Origin of the sequence: Actinomycetospora corticicola (assembly GCF_013409505.1) — a bacterium.
Taxonomy (GTDB): domain Bacteria; phylum Actinomycetota; class Actinomycetes; order Mycobacteriales; family Pseudonocardiaceae; genus Actinomycetospora; species Actinomycetospora corticicola.
This window is the reverse complement of record NZ_JACCBN010000001.1, coordinates 816,657-833,589: the sequence shown is the minus strand read 5'-3', so window position 1 is coordinate 833,589 and position 16,933 is coordinate 816,657. Positions and strand designations below refer to the sequence as shown.

Sequence of the window (16,933 nt, the reverse complement as noted above, 5' to 3'; positions counted from 1 at the left end):
GTGGCTACTCTAGGTCCACAATGTGACCGGTATCCTACTCTTTACGAGTGAACCGAGTGGTCAACGCCTCGGTGACACGCCGCAGGACCCCTCCGACACGACGCGTCACCGGTCGGTACCGTTGGAGTCATGGCAGACAGCCTCACCGACACGACCACGGTCCCCGAGCTCGTCGGGCTCGCCGCGGCCGACGCCCACGACGCGGCCCTCGACGCCCGTCTGCTCGCGATCCCGCAGAACGCCCGCCACACCGGCGCGGGGCGCAGCATCATCACCAACCAGCGTCCGAAGGCGGGCGCCACCGCCTCGCCCGGCGACACGATCATGATCTGGGTCGACGACCCGGCCGCCGGCCCGAGCACCGACGAGGGTCCCGACGACGACGGGAACGGCGGCGGTGGCGGCGGTTCGCGCGTCCCGGACGGCCCCCGCACCACGCCCACCGCGGGCGCCAAGTAGCACTCCCCCACCCCGGAGCCCGGCCACGATCGCTCGTGCGCCGGGCCCTCGTCGTGCGTGGGGTCGTGGTCAGTGCTCGAACTGCACCGCCGAACGCGCCGCGATGAGCGGGGCGATCTGCTCGGCGATGATCTTCTTGTGCTCGGGGTGGTCCCGGTAGCGCAGGTAGGCGTCCCGGTCGGTGAACGAGGCGGACACCGCGAACGACGCGTTGCCCTCGTTCACCCCGAGGTCCGGACCCGCCTGCCAGGCGGTGAGACCCTCGAGCCCCTCCTTGCGGTCGATCCACTCCTGCAGGTTCGCGAGGATGCCCTCGACGGTCGCGGCCGAGGTGCCCTCGACCCAGCTGAACGTGACGACGTGCGTGACGGCCATGCGCCCACCCTGCCATCCCCGTCCCGACGGCGGGTGCGGTCACCTCGGCATGATCAGCGAGCACCCTCGGTGGTCCGCCGCCGTCGCCGACCACCACAGGTGCTCGGTGATCATGGTCCAGGTCAGCCGTGCGACCGCGCGGCGAGCGGGACCACCCGGGCCGACCGTCCGGAACCCGTGTCCGGGTCGTCCTCGGGTCCCTCGTCGCCGGGCACGTCGTCCTCGGCCGGCTCGTTCCCGGCCAACTCGTCCTCGGCCAACTCGTCCTCGGCCGACTCGTCCCCGGCTGCGGTCGACGATGCGGCGTCCCTGCCACTGGACGCCGGCAACGACGCTTTCCTGTCATGGGCGGGGGCCGGCGACGACGGCTCGGCGTCACGGGAGGGGACGGGCGGCAACGCCGCGAGCCCCGTCCTGGCCCGGGCGACGACCGCCGGGTCGGCCGCGCCGAGGGCGACCGTGAACGCCTCGCGCGCGGCGTCGGGGTGCCCGGTCGAGGACTCGAGGGTCCCGAGCTGGCACGCGGCCTCGACGGCGAGGGAGGGGTCGCGGGAGCGGCGGAGCACGGTGAGCAGGGTGCGGGCGTCGGCGACCCGGCCCTGGCGCAGCGCGATGTCGGCGAGCACGACCTGCACGCCGAGCTGGTCGGCGGCGCGGTCGAGGTGGCGGCGGGCCCGGTCGAGCCGGTCGTAGCGGTAGAACACGAGCCCGAGGCCCCGGTGTGCCGCGCGGGCCTGGTCCTCGTCGCCGACCGCGATGACGTACGCGAACCACTGCGCCGCCTCCCGGTCGCGCTCCAGCCCGGCGTAGCCCCGCGCGATGCGCAGCGCGACGACCGCGCCGAGGGGGTCGGGCTCGAGGTCGACGACCATCGCGGCGGCGAGGCTGTCCAGTCCCGCGGCGAGCATGGTGCGGGCGGCCGTGTAGCGGGCGTGGTGGTCGAGGCGGGCCGCGATGGTGCCGACGAGCTCGGCGGAGGGCAGCCGCGCCAGGTCGACCAGGACGCGGGCGGGCACGAGGTGCCGCTCCCCCGCGCGGGTGCACCGCTCCAGCCAGCCGGCCTCGACGAGCCCGGCGACGATCTCCGCGAGGTCGCCCGTGGCGTCGTCGGGGCGCAGGGCCGCGAGGGTGTCGAGGTCGAGGGCGGACGGCACGCCCAGCCGGTGCCACACCGCGACGAGGCGCAGGACGTCCCCGGCCGGGCCGGCGAAGGCCTCCCGGGCCTCGGTCCCCGCGCACACGAGGTCGCCGATCCGGCGGCCCACCGCTCCGGACACCCCGTGGGCGGCGACCAGGGGGTGCGACTCGCGGCCGACGACCTCCGCGGGGGTCAGCGGCGCGACGACGACGGGGGCGAAGCGCGGGGCCGACAGCTCCCCGCGCGAGAGCGCCGCCAGGCCCCAGCGCACCGTGACCACGAGCCGCACGACGGTGTCTCGCCCCTCCCGGCACGCGGCCAGGACGTCGCCGCTGACCTGGTCGAGCAGCGGCAGCGGGGCGTCGTCGCACCAGACCAGCACGGGACGGGAGACCGACGCGCGCCGGCGGGCCCGCTCGACGACCTCCTCGAGGCGGACGCGGTACGGATCGTCGATCTCGACGAACAGGTCGTCCGGGCGAGTCCGACGGACCGCGTGGGCGGCGGTGCGCGTCACCCCCGCCGACGGCGGCCCGGTCACCACGACGACGGGGTGGGTCGACGAGGCCAGGAGCTCGGCCAGCCGCTCGTCCGCGGCCCGGGACAGGTGGTCGGCGTCGAGCTCGCCCCGCCCCGTGTCGGGCAGCGCGGGGGTCGCGCCGACGCGGACGCCCACGAGCCGCTCCGCGACCCGCCCCAGCGAGACGGGCGCGAGCCGAGGGCGTCGGGCGGTCGGTGCCGGGGATGCTCCCACGTACGCAGTGTGACCTATTGGTCGCTTTACGGTCACGATTCGTCACACAACCGGCCACCAACGAGATCGGGTGCCCCGAGTGGTGGACCTGCAGGTCGACGCGCCGTGCAGCGGTGTCGTCGGGCGTGGGTGACGGCACGTCGAGCCGCCTCGACCGCCGTCACCGTCCGTCACCGAACGGCCGGAGGACTCAGCCCGCCATGGGGCGCCCCGAGAGGCCCGGCCACGTGCCGGGGAACGGCGCGACCTCGGCGGTCGGCCCCTGCAGCATCGAGAGCTCGGCGTCGACCATGATGCGCGCGAGCTCCGGGGTGAACGTGCGGGGCCGCCAGCCCAGCTCGCGCGAGGCCTTCGACGCGTCGCCGATCAGCGCGTCGACCTCGGTGGGGCGCAGGTAGCGCTCGTCGTGGCGGACGTGGCGGGTCCAGTCGAGACCGACGTGGTCGAAGCAGAGCCGGGCGAAGTCCTCGACGGTGTACGCGGTGCCGGTGGCGAGGACGTAGTCCTCCGGCCGGTCGGCCTGCAGCATCGCCCACATGCCCTCGACGTACTCCGGCGCGAACCCCCAGTCGCGGACGGCGTCGAGGTTGCCGAGATACACCAGGGACTCGTGGCCGAGCGCGATGCGGGCGGCGGCGCGGGCGATCTTGCGGGTCACGAACGTCTCGCCGCGCCGCGGGGACTCGTGGTTGAACAGGATGCCGTTGACCGCGAACAGCCCGTAGGCCTCGCGGTAGTTGCGGGCGGTCCAGTACCCGAAGACCTTGGAGACGCCGTAGGGCGAGCGCGGGTGGAACGGGGTGTCCTCGCACTGCGGCGGCGGGGTCGCGCCGAACATCTCCGAGCTCGAGGCCTGGTAGAAGCGCGTCTCGAGACCGATCATCCGGATCGCCTCGAGCAGGCGGACCGTCCCGACCCCCGTCGTGTTGGCGGTGAACTCCGGCTCGTCGAAGCTGACGCGCACGTGCGACTGTGCGGCGAGGTGGTAGACCTCGTCGGGCACGATCTCGGAGAGCAGCGAGACCAGGCGCGACGCGTCGGTCAGGTCGCCGTAGTGCAGGTGCAGGCGCCGCGACGGGTCGTGCGGGTCGCGGTACAGGTGGTCGATCCGCTGGGTGTTGAACGTCGAGGCCCGACGGATCAGCCCGTGCACCTCGTAGCCCTTGGACAGCAGCAGCTCCGCGAGGTACGAGCCGTCCTGGCCGGTGATCCCGGTGATGAACGCGGTCTTCGATGGGGGGAACGGGGTCACGCTCGGGGTCCTTCCGGCTGGGGTGAGGGCCGAGAGGAGACGCGGTGACCCCGACCGCCTGTCGCGAGGACGGGGTACGACCACCCGGTCGGGTGACCCGGCCGACCTCAGGGAGCGCTCGGCGCCGCCGGTGGCGCCGCGACCTTCCCGCTGGAGGACACCAGGGCGATCGTCTGTCCCTGGATGCCCTGCCCGCCGCCCCCGCCCGGCGTCTGCCCGACCACCGTCCCCGCCGGTGCCCGGTTGTCCACCTGCGAGGTGGTGACGACGAAGCCCGCCGCGCGCAGCGCCGCGGCGGCCTGGTCGACCGGCTGCCCGATCTCCTGCGGCACCGCGATCCGGTTGCCGCCGGAGACGAAGCGCGGGTCGGTGGCGGGTAGCGGCGCGATCGGCTGGCCGGCGAGGACCGTGGTCATCGCCTGGTAGTAGGTCGCCGCCGGGGTCTCGCCACCGAACAGGTTGCCCGTCGCGCACGAGGTCGGCGGGGTGCCGTAGCAGATGGGCCGCGGGGTCGAGGAGTCGTCGAACACGATCGACGCCCCGGACATCTGCGGGGTGGCGCCGACGAACGCCCCGGACTCGGAGACCTCCGTCGTGCCGGTCTTCGCCGCCGTCGGCCGGTTCCAGCCGGCCGCGACCGCGGAGGCGGCCGAGGTGCCGCCCGGCTGGTCGTCCTTCGACATCCCGGTCATCAGCGTGTCGGCGAGCTGCGGCGGGAGCGCCTGGTGGCACGCCGTCGTCGGCAGCGACACCGGCGCGCCGGAGGCGTCGGTGAGCGAGACGATCGGGTCGGGCGGGCACCAGGTGCCGTGCGAGGCGAGGGTGGCGCCCACGCTCGCGAGCTCCAGCGGGGACGTGGGCGTCGGGCCGAGGGTGAACGACGCCTGGTTCTGCGCCTTCACCGTGTCCGCGATCGACGGCCCGTTGCCCGACGTCGGCTTCGCCAGCGAGGTCATGCCCATGTTCACGGCCATGTTCACCACCGGCGCCACGCCCGTCGTCTCCTCGAGCTTGACGAAGGCGGTGTTCGGCGACTGCGCCAGGGCGTCCTGCAGGGTCAGTGCGCCCGGGTAGTTGCCGTCGTTCGCGACGACGAAGCCGGGCGAGAGCGGGGAGGCGTACCCCGACGGCGGGACGGGGATGACGTTGGAGATCCCGCCGCCGCCGAGCAGGTAGGTCGCTGCGGTGAAGATCTTGTACACCGAGCCGGCGCCCAGGTTCTCCGGCTCCACGGGCAGGTCGTAGGTGGTCTGCCCGGCCGCCGCGTCCAGGCCGTACCCGCGGTTGGCCGCCAGGGCCCGCACCGGGTGCGACGTCGCGCCGGGCTGCACGATCGCGAGGGTGTCGGCCACGTGCGGCTGCGTCGGCGGCACCTTCGCGTCGACGGCCTGCTTCGCGGCGGCCATCGCCACGGGGTCGAGCGTGGTGCGGACGGTGTAGCCCCCGGAGCGGAGCTGCTCGGGGGTGATGCCCTCCTGGTCGAGGTAGTCGAGCACGTAGCTGCAGAAGAACCCGTCGTCCCCGGCGCCGACGCACCCGTTGGCGAGGCCGGTCAGCGGCGCCTGCACCCCCAACGGCGCCGCGGTGGCGGCCGCCGCCTGCTCCGGCGTGAGCTCGCCCTGCTGGCGCATCTGGTCGATGACGACGTTGCGGCGCCCGGTCGCGGCCTGCGGGTGGTTCAGCGGGTCGTACGCGGTCGGGCTCTGCACCATGCCCGCCAGCAGCGCGGCCTCGGGCACGGTCAGCTTGTCGGGGGTGGTGTTGAAGTAGGTGCGCGCGGCCGCGGCGACGCCGTAGGCCTGGTTCCCCAGGTACACCACGTTGAGGTACCGGGTGAGGATCTCGTCCTTGGACAGCGAGTGGTCGAGCTGCTCGGCGACGCGGGCCTCGCGCAGCTTGCGACCGAACGTCGCCTCGGTCGCCTTCAGCTGCTCGGCCGGGGTCTTCGCGGCGACGTACTCGTCGTAGTTCTTCACGTACTGCTCGGTGAGCGTCGAGGCGCCCTGGGTCGACCCACCGGTGCCGTTGTTCACCACGGCGCGGGCGATCGAGCGCGGGTCGAGGCCGGACTCGCTGAAGAACCGCCGGTCCTCGATCGCGACGATCGCGGCCTTCATCGTCACCGCGATCTGGTCGGAACGGACGATCTGACGATTCTGCTCATAGAGGTAGGCAATGGGCGCACCGTTCATGTCGGTCACGGTGGTGATCGAGGGCATGTCGCCCCCGATCACACCCGGCGCGGTGTCCTGCGCCCCCACGATCGCCTCGCTGGACAGCAACCCCAGGCCTCCCACCAGCGGGAACGCCAATCCCGCCACGAGAATCCCGGCAATCACCGTCACGGCCAGCAGCCGCACCTTCGCCGTCATCGACCCCAGACCCACTCATTCCGGACAATTCCCGACGACGGGTCGTACCCGCCGTCGGGAATGCATTCTCCTCGCTACCCGGAAAGAACCGGTGAGGGACTCACCACGTGACGGGAAGCGCATGCACGCCGTAGACGACCATCGCGTCGCGGAACGCGATGTCGTCGAGCGGCGTGTCCACCCGCAGCCCCGGGAAGCGGGCCAGCAGGGCCGGGTAGGCGATCTGCAGCTCCACGCGGGCGAGCTGCTGACCCAGGCACTGGTGCACGCCGTGGCCGAAGGCGACGTGGTGGTTCGGGGTGCGGTCGACGTCGAGGGCGTCGGGGTCGGTGAACACCTCGGGGTCGCGGTTGGCGATCTCGCCAGCCGCGACGACCCCCTCCCCCGCGCGGATCGCGACGCCCCCGAGCTCGACGTCCTCGGTCGCGACCCGCCGTCGTCCGAGGTGGGTGACGGTGAGCAGCCGCAGCAGCTCCTCCACCGCGCCCTCGACGGACTCGCCCGCGCGCACCTTCGCGGCCTGCTCCGGGTCCTGCAGCAGCAGGAGGGTGCCGAGCGCGATCATGTTCGCGGTCGTCTCGTGGCCGGCGACGAGCAGGAGCAGCCCCATCGAGGCGGCCTGCTCGCGGGTGATCTCCCCGGTGCGCACGTGGCGCACGGCGAGCCGCCCCAGCATGTCGTCCTCCGACCCGGAGGCCTCGCGCTCGGCGACCAGGCCCTCGAGGTACTCCACCAGCTCGTTCGACGCGGCGACCGAGTCCTCGACGCTCGACCGCGTGTCCACCAGCGTGTGCGAGCGCGCCTGGAAGAAGGCGTGGTCGGCGTAGGGCACGCCGAGCATCCGGCAGATGACGAGGCTGGGCAGCGGCAGCGCGAAAGCCTGCACGAGGTCGACCGGCTGCTCCTGCTCGGCCATCGCGTCGAGCAGGCCGTCGACGGTCTCGGTGATCATCGGACGGAGCGCGCGGATCGCCTTCACGCTGAACTCGCTGATCAGCATCTTGCGGAAGAACGCGTGCTGCGGGTCGTCCATCGCGATGAAGCTCGGGACGTTCTTCCGTCGCGCCGTGATGCTCGGTGAGGTGGCCGGGTAGCCCGGCGTCAGGTTGTCGGCGGAGAAGCGCTGGTCGGCGAGCACGGCGCGCACGTCGGCGTGGCGGGTGACCAGCCACGGGTGGCTGCCGTCCCACAGCGTCACGCGGCGGATCGGCTCCTGCGCCTGGATCGTCGCCAGCTCCTGCGGCGGGTCGAACGGGCACTGCCGCACCATCGGGTAGTGCGGGTCCCCGGCCCCCGTCGTCCCTGCCGCCCCGGTGTCCATGGTCGCCGTCATGACTCAGCCTCCACGTCTTGGTTGCTGAGGCTAACGATATACCGCAGGCGGTCCGGGTGCCTCCGGAGTCGGTGACCGGGTCCGTCGGACGGAACGCGTCGGTGGGGCCACCGACCCGGGCGCGCCCGCCGACACCCCGGTGGATCACTCGTCCGGCCGTACCGCCCGCCGAGGCCCCCCGTTCGTGTCCCTCGACCCCGGCGCGCCGACCACGTGTGATCACTCCGGTCCGCGCCGTCGGGGGGCGGACGTCGACGGGGGTGTGCGGTGGCTGGGTCGTGCTCACGGTGTGGAGCGCCGCGGACGGACGACTGGGCGTTCTGCCGCTCGTGCGGGGCGGTCGACGTCCCGGCGCCACGGCAGGCCCCGCAGGAGGCCGCCCGGCCGACACCGGCGCGCGCCACGGCGGCCGCCCGGCCCGCCGCCGCGGCCGCCGAGGACGAGCCGGGCTCCGAACTCATCCCCACCGTCGGGCCCCGCTCCGGGCCGCTGCCCTCCCCCGGACCCCGATCGGGCCCGCTGCCCGCCTCGGCTCCCCGGTCCGGCCCGCTGCCCGCCTCGGCGCCCGGCTCCGGCCCCAGGTCCGCGTCGGCTCCGGCCTCGACGCCCGGCTCCGGCCCCCTGCCGGCCGCGCCGGACCGCGCCGCCGCCCCGTCGACGCCCCCGCGCGCGGTGCCCCGTCCCCGGCGTCCGGAGGGCGAGGGACGACCCGCGGCCTGGCCGACGATCGAGCCGGCCCGGCGCCCGGGTCCATCGACGCCGCACTCCGGGCGGGTCCGGGTCCCGCTGCACGACACCCCGGGTGCCGGGGTCCCGCGCGGGCCGGCGTCGGTGGCCCGGCCGTCGGTGCGCGTCGGCTCCGTCGGGTCCGTCGCCGACTGGGCGCACGCCGCGCTCGCGGCCCTCGTCGTCCTCGTGGTCCTCGCACTGCCCGGCGCCGTCCTCGCCGTGACGCTCGGCGCGGACGCGGCGGGCGGTTCCCCGCTGCTGCTCCTGCCGGTCGCGGTGGCGCTCGGCGTGAGCGGGTCGGTGGGGATCACGGTCGCGCCGCTCGGGCTCGGGGTCACCGTCGCGGCCACCCCGCTGCTCGTCACCGGGGCGGCCGTCCTCGCGGGCGCCGGGCTCGTGGTCGGCCGGTCCCGCCCGGGGCCGGAGGTGCCGGTCCAGGCGGTGCGGGCGCTCGTCCTGTTCCTCGGCGGGCTCGCGGCGGTCGCACTGCTCGGGCGGGCGGCGCCCGGTGACGGCAGGCTGACCGTCGCGATCGCGCCGACGCTGCTGGGCGGGGCGGCCTGGTTCGGCGGGGCGCTGGTGCTCGCGGTCGCGTGGCGCCGCCCCGACGCGCTGCCGGCCGCACTGCGCCCCGTCCGCGACCTGCTCGCCGGTCCCGTCGCCGGGCTCGGCGCGATCCTCGGCGCCTGCTGGCTCGTCGGCCTCGCGCTGGTGGTGGCCGGGGCACTGGCCCGGTCCGGGGCACCCGTGCCGTCCGCGGCGACCGCCGGCGAGGCGTTCTCCGGCACCTCTCCGGTCGCCGCCGTCCTGCTCGTCGTCGTGTTCGCCCCGTCCGCCCTGCTCGTGGCGTTCGCCGTCGGGCTCGGCGTCCCCCTGACCCCGCGCACCCCGTTCGGCGACGGCGAGCTCGGGCTGGTGCGCCTGCTGGGCGAGGGTCCGTCGTGGTGGCTCGCGCCGCTGGTCGCCGGGGTGGTGTGCGTCCTCGGCGGCATGGTCGCCGCACTGCACGCGCCCGATCCCGACGCCGCGGCACGCCGCGGCTGGGCGCTCGGTCCCGCCCTGGCGGTCCTGCTGGCGGCCGCGGTCCCGGCCACCTCCGCCGTCGTGGGGCCCTTCGGCCTGCACCTCGACCTCGCCACCGGCGTGGTGCTCGGCCTCGCGTGGGGCGCCGTCGGCGGTCTCCTGGGCGCGGTCGTCGCCCCGGGCCTGCCGCCGGCGCTGCGCGGGGGCCGCCTCGGAGCGGGGTCCACGACGGCGGGTCAGGTGGTCGGGGTCACCGTGGTGGTGCTGTTCCTGAGCGCCGCCCTCGTCGTCGGGTTCATCACCGCAGCGCGACTCGGGTGACGGTTCCTCGTCCGATCGGGTGATCTGGTTAACGGCCGGACGCCGGAGGACGACAGCGCAGGCAGCACGCTCCGCACGGGGCGTCACGTCGATGTCGGGGGACACCATGATGATCACCGCTGCTGCCGCCGTCGGGGCCACCGCGGCGGCCTGGCTCGCCGCGCCGTTCGTGGCGATGGCCCGCCGCGGCACCCTCGACGACCAGGCCCGCGCCGCACTGCGCGCCGAGGCCGACCGGGCCGGCGCGATCAGCCGGGCCCGTCGTCGGGAGGCGCTCGTCGCGGCCGCCTCCGGCCCGGAGATCGTCATCCCCGCGCCGCGCGCCGCCCGCCGGTCGAGCCCGGCCGTGCTGCCCGCCTGACGTCAGGGGCGGTGCAGGCGCACCGCCACCCCGTCGTCGTACGGGGCCACGTCCTCGAGCCGGAACCCGCCCGGCAGCGCGATCCCGCTGCCGGGCAGTGGCGGCAGCCGGGCCGGCAGCCGCCAGCGTCGCCGTCGGGACCGCAGCGCGACCGCCCGGAGCACGAGCCCGGCCGCACCGATCTCCGGCCGCACCTCGACGCCCACCGCCCGCGGCGCACGCGACCACCGCAGCACCGGCACGCCGTCGGCGAGCCCGAGCAGCACCCGCGTCCCGTCCGTGCGGTCGAGCAGGGCCTGCACGGTCGCGAGCGGGACGGTCCCGGACACGGTCACCCCGGCGGGCTCGACCGCCCCCGAGAGCCGCACGTCCACGCTGTCCACGTGCACCTGCGCCCGCGGCACCCGCAGGCCCGACCACTCGACGTCGGTCGCCTCCACCCGCACGTCGCGGACCCGCCCCGGACGCAGCAGCGACCCGCCCGCGAAGGTCACCGACGCCACCCGCAGCCGCACCGGACCCGCCGTCGTGGGCACCGAGAGGACCCGGTCCCGCGCGCCGACGGCGACCGCCGCGCGCAGCAGCGCGAACCACGCGTCCGCGAGTCCCATGATCGGCCAGTCTGCCGCACCTCCCGCCGGGTCCGACCGTTCTGTGGTGCCATGGGCGTCATGGAGCAGTGCCGGCAGTGCGGCGGGGGGCCGGTCCAGGGCGGCTGGTGCCGCACGTGCGGCATGCCCGCCGCCACGACCCCGTCCCCGGTCCCGACGCCGGGTCCTGCCGCACCTCCGCCGTACCCCGGCGCCGCTCCCCCTTCGCCGCGGCCCGGCACCCGGGCCCAGGCCATGCCCGTGCTCCTGTGGGCCGCGATCGGGGCGCTCGCGCTGGGCGCGGTGCTGTGTCTCACGACGCTCATCGGCACCCTGTCCACCGCGGACGCGCTCTCCACCGACGAGCTCGCGGTGCTCGCGAGCGCCGCCGGATCGGCGTCGCCCGGGTTCGGACTGGTCGGCACCGTGTGGCTCGGGCTCTCCGCCTGGTTCCTCGCGCTCGGCAGCCGTCCCGCGCGGGCCTTCACCGTGGTCGGCGCGGTGTTCGGGGCGTGCGCGCTCGTGTCGGGGCTGCTGGTGGTCCCCCTGGCGGCGGCCGCGCTGCTGACCGTGGGGGCGGCCGTCGTCCTGGCCGTGGTGCCCGACGCCCGGGACTGGTTCGCCGGTCCCTGGGCCCGTCCCGTGCGCGGGCCGGTGTCGGTGCTGCTCGTGCGCACCGGGTCGCTGGGCGCCGCGATCGCGTGGGTCCTCGGCGCGGTGGTACTGGGCGTGATCGGGCTCGTGGCGCTGGCGGGTGGGCTGGTGAGTGCGTCGGTGGGCTCCGGCTCCGAGATCGGCGCGGCGCTCGGCGGCCTGCTCGGTGTCATCGGCGGGTTCGTCCTCGTCGCCGCCGTGTTCTGCGCCGGTCTGGCCGCCCTGCAGTTCTGGGTCTTCGCGGCCCTCGCCCGCACCCCGCCGCGCTCCGCCCGCGGCGCCCGGCTCGCCGCGACCGTGCTCGCCGGGCTCGGCGGCCTCGCCGCGCTCCTGGCCTGGGACCGGTGGACGCTGCTCGGGCTCGTCGTCGCGGGCGTGGTCATCGGTGCGCTGTGGGTCCCCGACGACGCCCGGGCGCACGTCGGGGACGCCCCGCTGCCCGCCGTGCGGCGGCTGCTCGACCGCGTGCACGCCCTCGGGCCCGCGCCGGCCGTCCCCGTGCACGCGCAGCAGACGCAATTCACCGAGCACGCGGGGACCGGGCACGCCTGGTACGCGACGCCCTCCGACGGCGTCCCCGCCCCGACCCGGGCGCCCCTCGCCCCGGAGCCCGGGGGCACCTGGTCGCGCGATCCGTCGTCGGGATCGGCGGGACCGTCGGCGGGGACCGAGCAGGTGTGCGCCCTGTGCGGGGCCCCCGTCCCGCCCGCGTCCTCCTTCTGCGGGACCTGCGGTACGCGCAGGTAGGCACGTCCGCCGCGCGCGGAGCATGATCGGTGAGGTGATGCGCGCGGACCTGGTGCTCGAGGGCGGTGGGGTCAAGGGGATCGGCCTGGCCGGGGCGGTCGCCGCCGTCACCGACGCGGGCTACACCCCGCAGCGCATTTCCGGGACCTCCGCCGGCGCGCTCGTCGGGGCCATCGCCGCCGCCGGCGCGCACGGGGACCGGCTGGGCGAGATCACCCGGCGGCTGGACTTCCGGGCCGTCGCCGACCGGCACGGCCTCGGCCGGCTGCCGCTGGTCGGCCCGGCGTTCTCGCTGCTCACCGGGGCCGGGCTCTACGCGGGCGACTACCTCCTCGAGTGGATCACCGCAGAGCTGGCCGCGCTCGGCGTGCACACGTGGGCCGACCTCCGCCTCGACGACCCCGGCCTGCCCCGGGAGCAGCGCTACTCCCTCGTCGTGACCTGCTCCGACCTCACGCTGGGCCAGCTCGTCCGCCTGCCCTGGGACTACCGCGGCGTGTACGGGCTCGACCCGGACACCCAGCCGGTCGCCGAGGCGGTGCGGGCGTCGATGTCGATCCCGTTCCTCTTCCGCCCGACGACGCTGGTCCACGGCGACGGCTTCACCTCGACGCTGGTCGACGGCGGACTGCTGTCGAACTTCCCCATCGACTCGCTCGACCGCACCGACGGCGCCGCCCCCGCGTGGCCGACCTTCGGCGTCACCATCACCACCCGACCCGGCGTCGGGGACCGGGTGGCGCTCTACCGGGCGCCGCTGGAGGGCTGGCCGCAGCCGACCGCGCTGCGCCTGCTCGAGCAGCTCCTGACGACGATGGTGGTCGGCCGCGACCAGGCCTACCTCAACCGGCCCTGGGTCGCGGCCCGCACGATCCACGTCGACGCCGGCACCGTCGGGCTGCTCGACTTCGGCATCAGCCGCAGCCGCACCGACGCGCTCTACCGGCGCGGGTACGACGCGGCGGCCGCGTTCCTGTCCGCGTTCGACTGGGACGCGTACCGCGAACGGTTCCGCGGTGATGTGCCTGCGGCACGTGAGCACTAAGGGGGGCTATGGCACCCCTTAGTGCTCACGGGCCGGAGGCACATCGTCGGTCCGGGTCCCGAACACGCACAGCGGCGCGAGCCACGGCTCCGGGTCGCCGTCCCAGTCCCACGCGCGCATCTGGTCGACGCTGCGGCGGCTGAACACGCCGCGGAAGAACTCCCACCGGTCGATCGTCAGGGTGGCGGTCGGACCGTCACCGGTACCGCCGACCAGCTCGGTGTCCCCCACCCGCACCGTCAGCGTCCCCGGCTCCCGGATCCCCTTCACCCGACCCCCGCACAGCAGCCCGGCGACGGCGCCCCACTCCCCGAGCGGCGGCACCGCCTCGCCGAGCGCCTCGACGAGGTCGCCCTCGTGGACCAGCAGGTCGGCGCACGGCGGCGGACCGATCGTGCGGTCGTTCAGCCCCGCGACCATGGGGCCCACCAACGGCGCCCACTCCGCGAGCACGTCCTCCACCGGCACGCCGAGCCGCTGGTCGACCTGGCCGGCGGTCCACTCGTCGTCCGGCGGACCCGTCAACCGGCCCGACAGGGCGTCCGCGGCGAGGCCGGTCACGTGCGACACCACGGCGTGCACCGTCCACCCGGGGCAGGCGGGCACCGCGGTGCCGAGGGCGTCGGGGTCGAGGGCGGCGAGCGAGCGCATCCGGGTGTCGATGCGGGCGTGGGCGTCGCGGTAGGCGTCACCGAGGAGGACGGGCATGCCGCCGACCCTAGGGCGATCACCGACCGTCACAACCTGTGCGTATCGGGTGAACATCAGCGCTGCACGTCCCCGGATCGCCGCCGTGCGAGCGATGCTGGTCGGTGGACGCGGTGGTGAGGCCGCTCCTCGGACGTCGGGGGACGGACGAACCGGGAGTCACGGACGCGATGACGGTGGACACGGGTCCGGCGCACGCGCACCTGCTGCAGGTGGCCGAGAACGACCACGCGCAGCGGGTCGGCACGGCCGCCTGGCTCGACCGCGAGCTCGCCTTCGGCGCCAAGGTCTACTACAAGGGCTGGCTCGGCGAGGACCGGCGGATCGAGAAGCACTGGATCGCCGGACCGCAGGCGACGGTGCGCACCCGGCGGGCGCTCGAGACCGGGCAGCTGGAGTTCATGGACTTCCCGCGCCTGGTCGACCTCGTCGGCGGGACCGCGGAGGGGCTCCACCGCATCCAGGCCGACGAGCTGCACCGCGCGCTCGACGAGGGCTGGACCTCGGTGGCGATGACCCAGGAGTCCTCGCGCCGCCCGCTCGCCGACGAGACCGAGGTCGCCGTCTTCGCGCAGCAGGAGGGGGGCTACGACGAGCTCGCCGCCCGCTTCCCGCTGCACGTGCTCTGCCAGCTGACCACGGCGGTGGAGAACGAGGTCCACGTCGTGCACTCGCTCGGCGTCCACCACCGCGACCTGCTCGACGTCGGGTGGGGCGCCCAGGAGGCGCAGGGACGCTGGCGGGTCTCCGGCGACCTCGACGCCCACGTGGCGCAGCGGTTCGGCGGAGCCCTGACCGGGGCGATGCGCCGGGCGCGGGAGGTCGCCGAGCAGGGCACCGGGGAGAGCCCGGACCTGCACGTTGACCTCGGCGCGGTCGGGTTCGTCGACGTCGCCTGCGCGCAGCTGATGGTCCTCGCCGCCCGGTCCGCGCCCCCGGGCCAGCGGCTCGTGCTGCACGACCCGCCGCGGCTGCTCCGGCGCCTGCTCGACGCGCTCGAGCGGCCCCACACGATCGTCCTGGCGGACGGCGAGGCCGCGTGAGTCCGGACGGGCCGGGTCGGGCGGCGCTGCTGCACGCGGCCGTCGTCGCCGAGGACCCCGAGGACCTCGTCCGGCTCTGCCTGCCCGCCATGGACGACGCGCTCGCCGTGGGCGCCCCGGTCGAGGTCGTGCTCGACCGGCGCGGCGCCCGCGCGTTCCGCGACGCCCGCCCCGACGCCCCACTGCGCCTGCCCAGCCCGGTCGACGTCCCCGCCGTCGGGCTCGCCCACCGCCTCGCCGACAGCGTCGTCCCGGGCGGCGTGGTCATCGGCCGCGTCTGCGCCGACGCCGGGCCCGTGGACCGCGCCCTCGCCGAGGACGCCGTCACCGTGCTGCTCGCCGACCACGCGCTCTCGGTGGTGTGCGTCTACGCCCCGGGCCAGGTCGAGGTGGCCCGCCGGGCGCACCCGTGGCTCCTCACTCCGGACGGGCCCGTCCCCTCCCCCGACCACCGCCCGCCCGCCGCGACGAGCCCGGTGCCGGCCGCCGTACTCGGGTCGTCGGTCGACCGGGTGCCGGTGCCGGACGGGGCGGCGCTCGCGGCGCTGCGCCAGCGGGTCGCGGCGGTCGTGCGCGACGCCGGGCTCGACGGCGAGCGCGCCGAGGTCGCCGTGCTGGCCGCCCACGAGGCGATGCTGCTGGCCTGCGGGGTCGACCTCGTCCCCGGCCCCACCGACCTCCCGCCCGGCGAGCACACGCTCGACGTCCGGGTGAGCTCCGACGCCGTCGTCGCCGAGTGCCGGGCCGTCCCGGAGGCGTCCGACGGCCCACCGCGCCCACCGGTCGAGGACCCGCGGTTCGCCCACCTCGCCCGGTTCTGCGACCACGCCACGGCCCACGACGACCGGCACGGCCGCACCGTCCGGGTCCTCACCGGGACACGCTGATCTTCCTGCTCCTCCCTGCGCCTGACACGATCGGGTGATCACGACGGAGGGGGACCCGGGTGGGCGTGCGTGGCGGCGTGGTCGTGCTCGCGACGACGCTCCTCGGCCTGGTCTCCGCGGCGGTCGTCGTGCAGGTCACGCCGCCGCTCCGCGGCGTCGCGCTGGACCGCCCCGTCCTGCTCGCAGCGGGAGCCCGGCCACCAGCCGACCCCGGGCCGGAGGTCCTCGCCGACGCCGCCGCGCTGCTCGGGGGCACCCCGACGGCCGCCGAGCTCGACGGCACCGCGACGGTCGACCTCGCCGACGGCGTCCTCGCGGTCCGGGCCCGCGCGGCGACCGCCGAGGAGGCCGCCGTCGTCGCCCGCGCGCTGGCCACCGCCGCGGCGCGCCGGATCACGCAGGCCGCGGACGACGGCCGCCCGGCCAACCGACCCGCCGTCGTGATCGGCGAGGCGGAACCGCGGGACACCGGACCGGACCCGCACCCCGGCGCCGTCCTCGCAGCCGGGGCGCTCCTCGGCCTGCTGCCCGGGCTGGTGGCGCTGCGACGTGTTCCCGACGTCGGGCCGGGTCGGCTCCCGCGCTCCCGGCGCGACCCCGTGGTGCTCACCCCCGGGACCGGGCGCCGCCACGCCCGGCGGGTCGCCGCTGTCCGGGACGTCGCGGAATCCGTGCGCGACGGCCGGGTGATCGCGGTGGTGGAGTCCGTCGAGCGCTCCGGTGTCTCGGCGGCCGTCGAGATCGCGACCGCCCTCGCCCACGTCGGTGCCCGCGTGCTGCTCGTCGAGGCGGGCTCGCGGTCGCCCACCTCCCGGGTGCGCCGGGTCGCCGACCCCTCCCCCGGCGTCCGCGAGGTGATCGCGGGCGTCGCCGAGACCGACCGCGCGATCCGGCCGTGGGCACGCGGCGGCATCGACGTGCTCCCCACCGGACGCAGCGGCCCGCCCCTGGCCGACGACGACGTCGCGGCCGTGCTCGCCCCGCTGGGTGGGCGCTACGACCACGTCGTGCTCGACGCGCCCGGTCCCGCGGACCTCGTGGTGGCCGTCCGGGGTACGCGCGTCACGGTCCAAGCGCCGGGACGGGAGCGCTCCGGATCATCCGAGTCACGACGACGCGGATGACCGGACGTCGATCCCGCT

15 protein-coding genes are annotated in these 16,933 nt (G+C 75.9%); 8 read left to right on the top strand and 7 right to left on the bottom strand.

The genetic code is table 11. The features are described from left to right. Positions 1-129: 129 nt before the first annotated feature. Entirely contained in the window at positions 130-459 is a 330-nt protein-coding gene (locus BJ983_RS03965; protein WP_179792619.1) for a PASTA domain-containing protein, read from the top strand. Positions 460-528: 69 nt separating this feature from the next. Here BJ983_RS03965 and BJ983_RS03960 read toward each other — a convergent pair whose 3' ends face one another. The 5 genes from BJ983_RS03960 to BJ983_RS03940 form a co-directional block, all read right to left on the bottom strand. Further along, a complete protein-coding gene (locus tag BJ983_RS03960) occupies positions 529-834 on the bottom strand; it encodes a Dabb family protein (protein WP_179792618.1) in 306 nt (101 codons plus the stop codon). A 122-nt stretch (positions 835-956) separates the two neighbouring features. After that, positions 957-2,726, bottom strand: a complete 1,770-nt coding sequence (locus BJ983_RS03955) for a tetratricopeptide repeat protein (RefSeq protein WP_179792617.1) — start codon at positions 2,724-2,726, stop codon at positions 957-959. 190 nt (positions 2,727-2,916) lie between these two features. Further along, positions 2,917-3,978, bottom strand: coding sequence for a GDP-mannose 4,6-dehydratase (gene gmd / locus BJ983_RS03950; protein WP_179792616.1), 1,062 nt, complete (start codon positions 3,976-3,978; stop codon positions 2,917-2,919). A gap of 107 nt (positions 3,979-4,085) precedes the next feature. Then, positions 4,086-6,350 carry a transglycosylase domain-containing protein gene (locus BJ983_RS03945; protein WP_179792615.1) on the bottom strand — a complete coding sequence of 755 codons (2,265 nt, stop codon included), beginning with the start codon at positions 6,348-6,350 and terminating at the stop codon, positions 4,086-4,088. A gap of 100 nt (positions 6,351-6,450) precedes the next feature. Then, a complete protein-coding gene (locus tag BJ983_RS03940; RefSeq protein WP_179792614.1) occupies positions 6,451-7,683 on the bottom strand; it encodes a cytochrome P450 in 1,233 nt (410 codons plus the stop codon). A gap of 267 nt (positions 7,684-7,950) precedes the next feature. Here BJ983_RS03940 and BJ983_RS03935 point away from each other — a divergent pair, with 267 nt between their 5' ends. After that, positions 7,951-9,756 (top strand): hypothetical protein, encoded by a 1,806-nt coding sequence (locus BJ983_RS03935; RefSeq protein WP_179792613.1) that lies wholly within the window; start codon positions 7,951-7,953, stop codon positions 9,754-9,756. Between the two features lie 91 nt (positions 9,757-9,847). After that, complete coding sequence (locus BJ983_RS03930; RefSeq protein WP_218890093.1) at positions 9,848-10,117, top strand: hypothetical protein; 270 nt, start codon at positions 9,848-9,850, stop codon at positions 10,115-10,117. A gap of 2 nt (positions 10,118-10,119) precedes the next feature. Here BJ983_RS03930 and BJ983_RS03925 read toward each other — a convergent pair whose 3' ends face one another. Beyond that, complete coding sequence (locus BJ983_RS03925) at positions 10,120-10,728, bottom strand: LmeA family phospholipid-binding protein (protein WP_179792611.1); 609 nt, start codon at positions 10,726-10,728, stop codon at positions 10,120-10,122. Positions 10,729-10,779: 51 nt separating this feature from the next. Between BJ983_RS03925 and BJ983_RS03920 the strand changes: the two genes are divergently transcribed. Then, positions 10,780-12,108 carry a hypothetical protein gene (locus tag BJ983_RS03920; RefSeq protein WP_179792610.1) on the top strand — a complete coding sequence of 443 codons (1,329 nt, stop codon included), beginning with the start codon at positions 10,780-10,782 and terminating at the stop codon, positions 12,106-12,108. 37 nt (positions 12,109-12,145) lie between these two features. Beyond that, a complete protein-coding gene (locus BJ983_RS03915) occupies positions 12,146-13,153 on the top strand; it encodes a patatin-like phospholipase family protein (RefSeq protein WP_246325821.1) in 1,008 nt (335 codons plus the stop codon). 18 nt (positions 13,154-13,171) lie between these two features. Here BJ983_RS03915 and BJ983_RS03910 read toward each other — a convergent pair whose 3' ends face one another. Then, positions 13,172-13,861, bottom strand: coding sequence for a maleylpyruvate isomerase N-terminal domain-containing protein (locus tag BJ983_RS03910; protein ID WP_179792608.1), 690 nt, complete (start codon positions 13,859-13,861; stop codon positions 13,172-13,174). Positions 13,862-14,031: 170 nt separating this feature from the next. Between BJ983_RS03910 and BJ983_RS03905 the strand changes: the two genes are divergently transcribed. From BJ983_RS03905 to BJ983_RS03895, 3 genes are read left to right on the top strand one after another with little or no spacing between them, the layout of a single operon-like run. Continuing rightward, complete coding sequence (locus tag BJ983_RS03905) at positions 14,032-14,904, top strand: STAS domain-containing protein (protein WP_179792607.1); 873 nt, start codon at positions 14,032-14,034, stop codon at positions 14,902-14,904. Further along, positions 14,901-15,791, top strand: coding sequence for a hypothetical protein (locus tag BJ983_RS03900; RefSeq protein ID WP_179792606.1), 891 nt, complete (start codon positions 14,901-14,903; stop codon positions 15,789-15,791). The genes BJ983_RS03905 and BJ983_RS03900 overlap by 4 nt, the downstream gene beginning before the upstream one ends. A 59-nt stretch (positions 15,792-15,850) precedes the next feature. Next, a complete protein-coding gene (locus tag BJ983_RS03895) occupies positions 15,851-16,915 on the top strand; it encodes a P-loop NTPase family protein (RefSeq protein WP_179792605.1) in 1,065 nt (354 codons plus the stop codon). Positions 16,916-16,933: the final 18 nt, after the last annotated feature.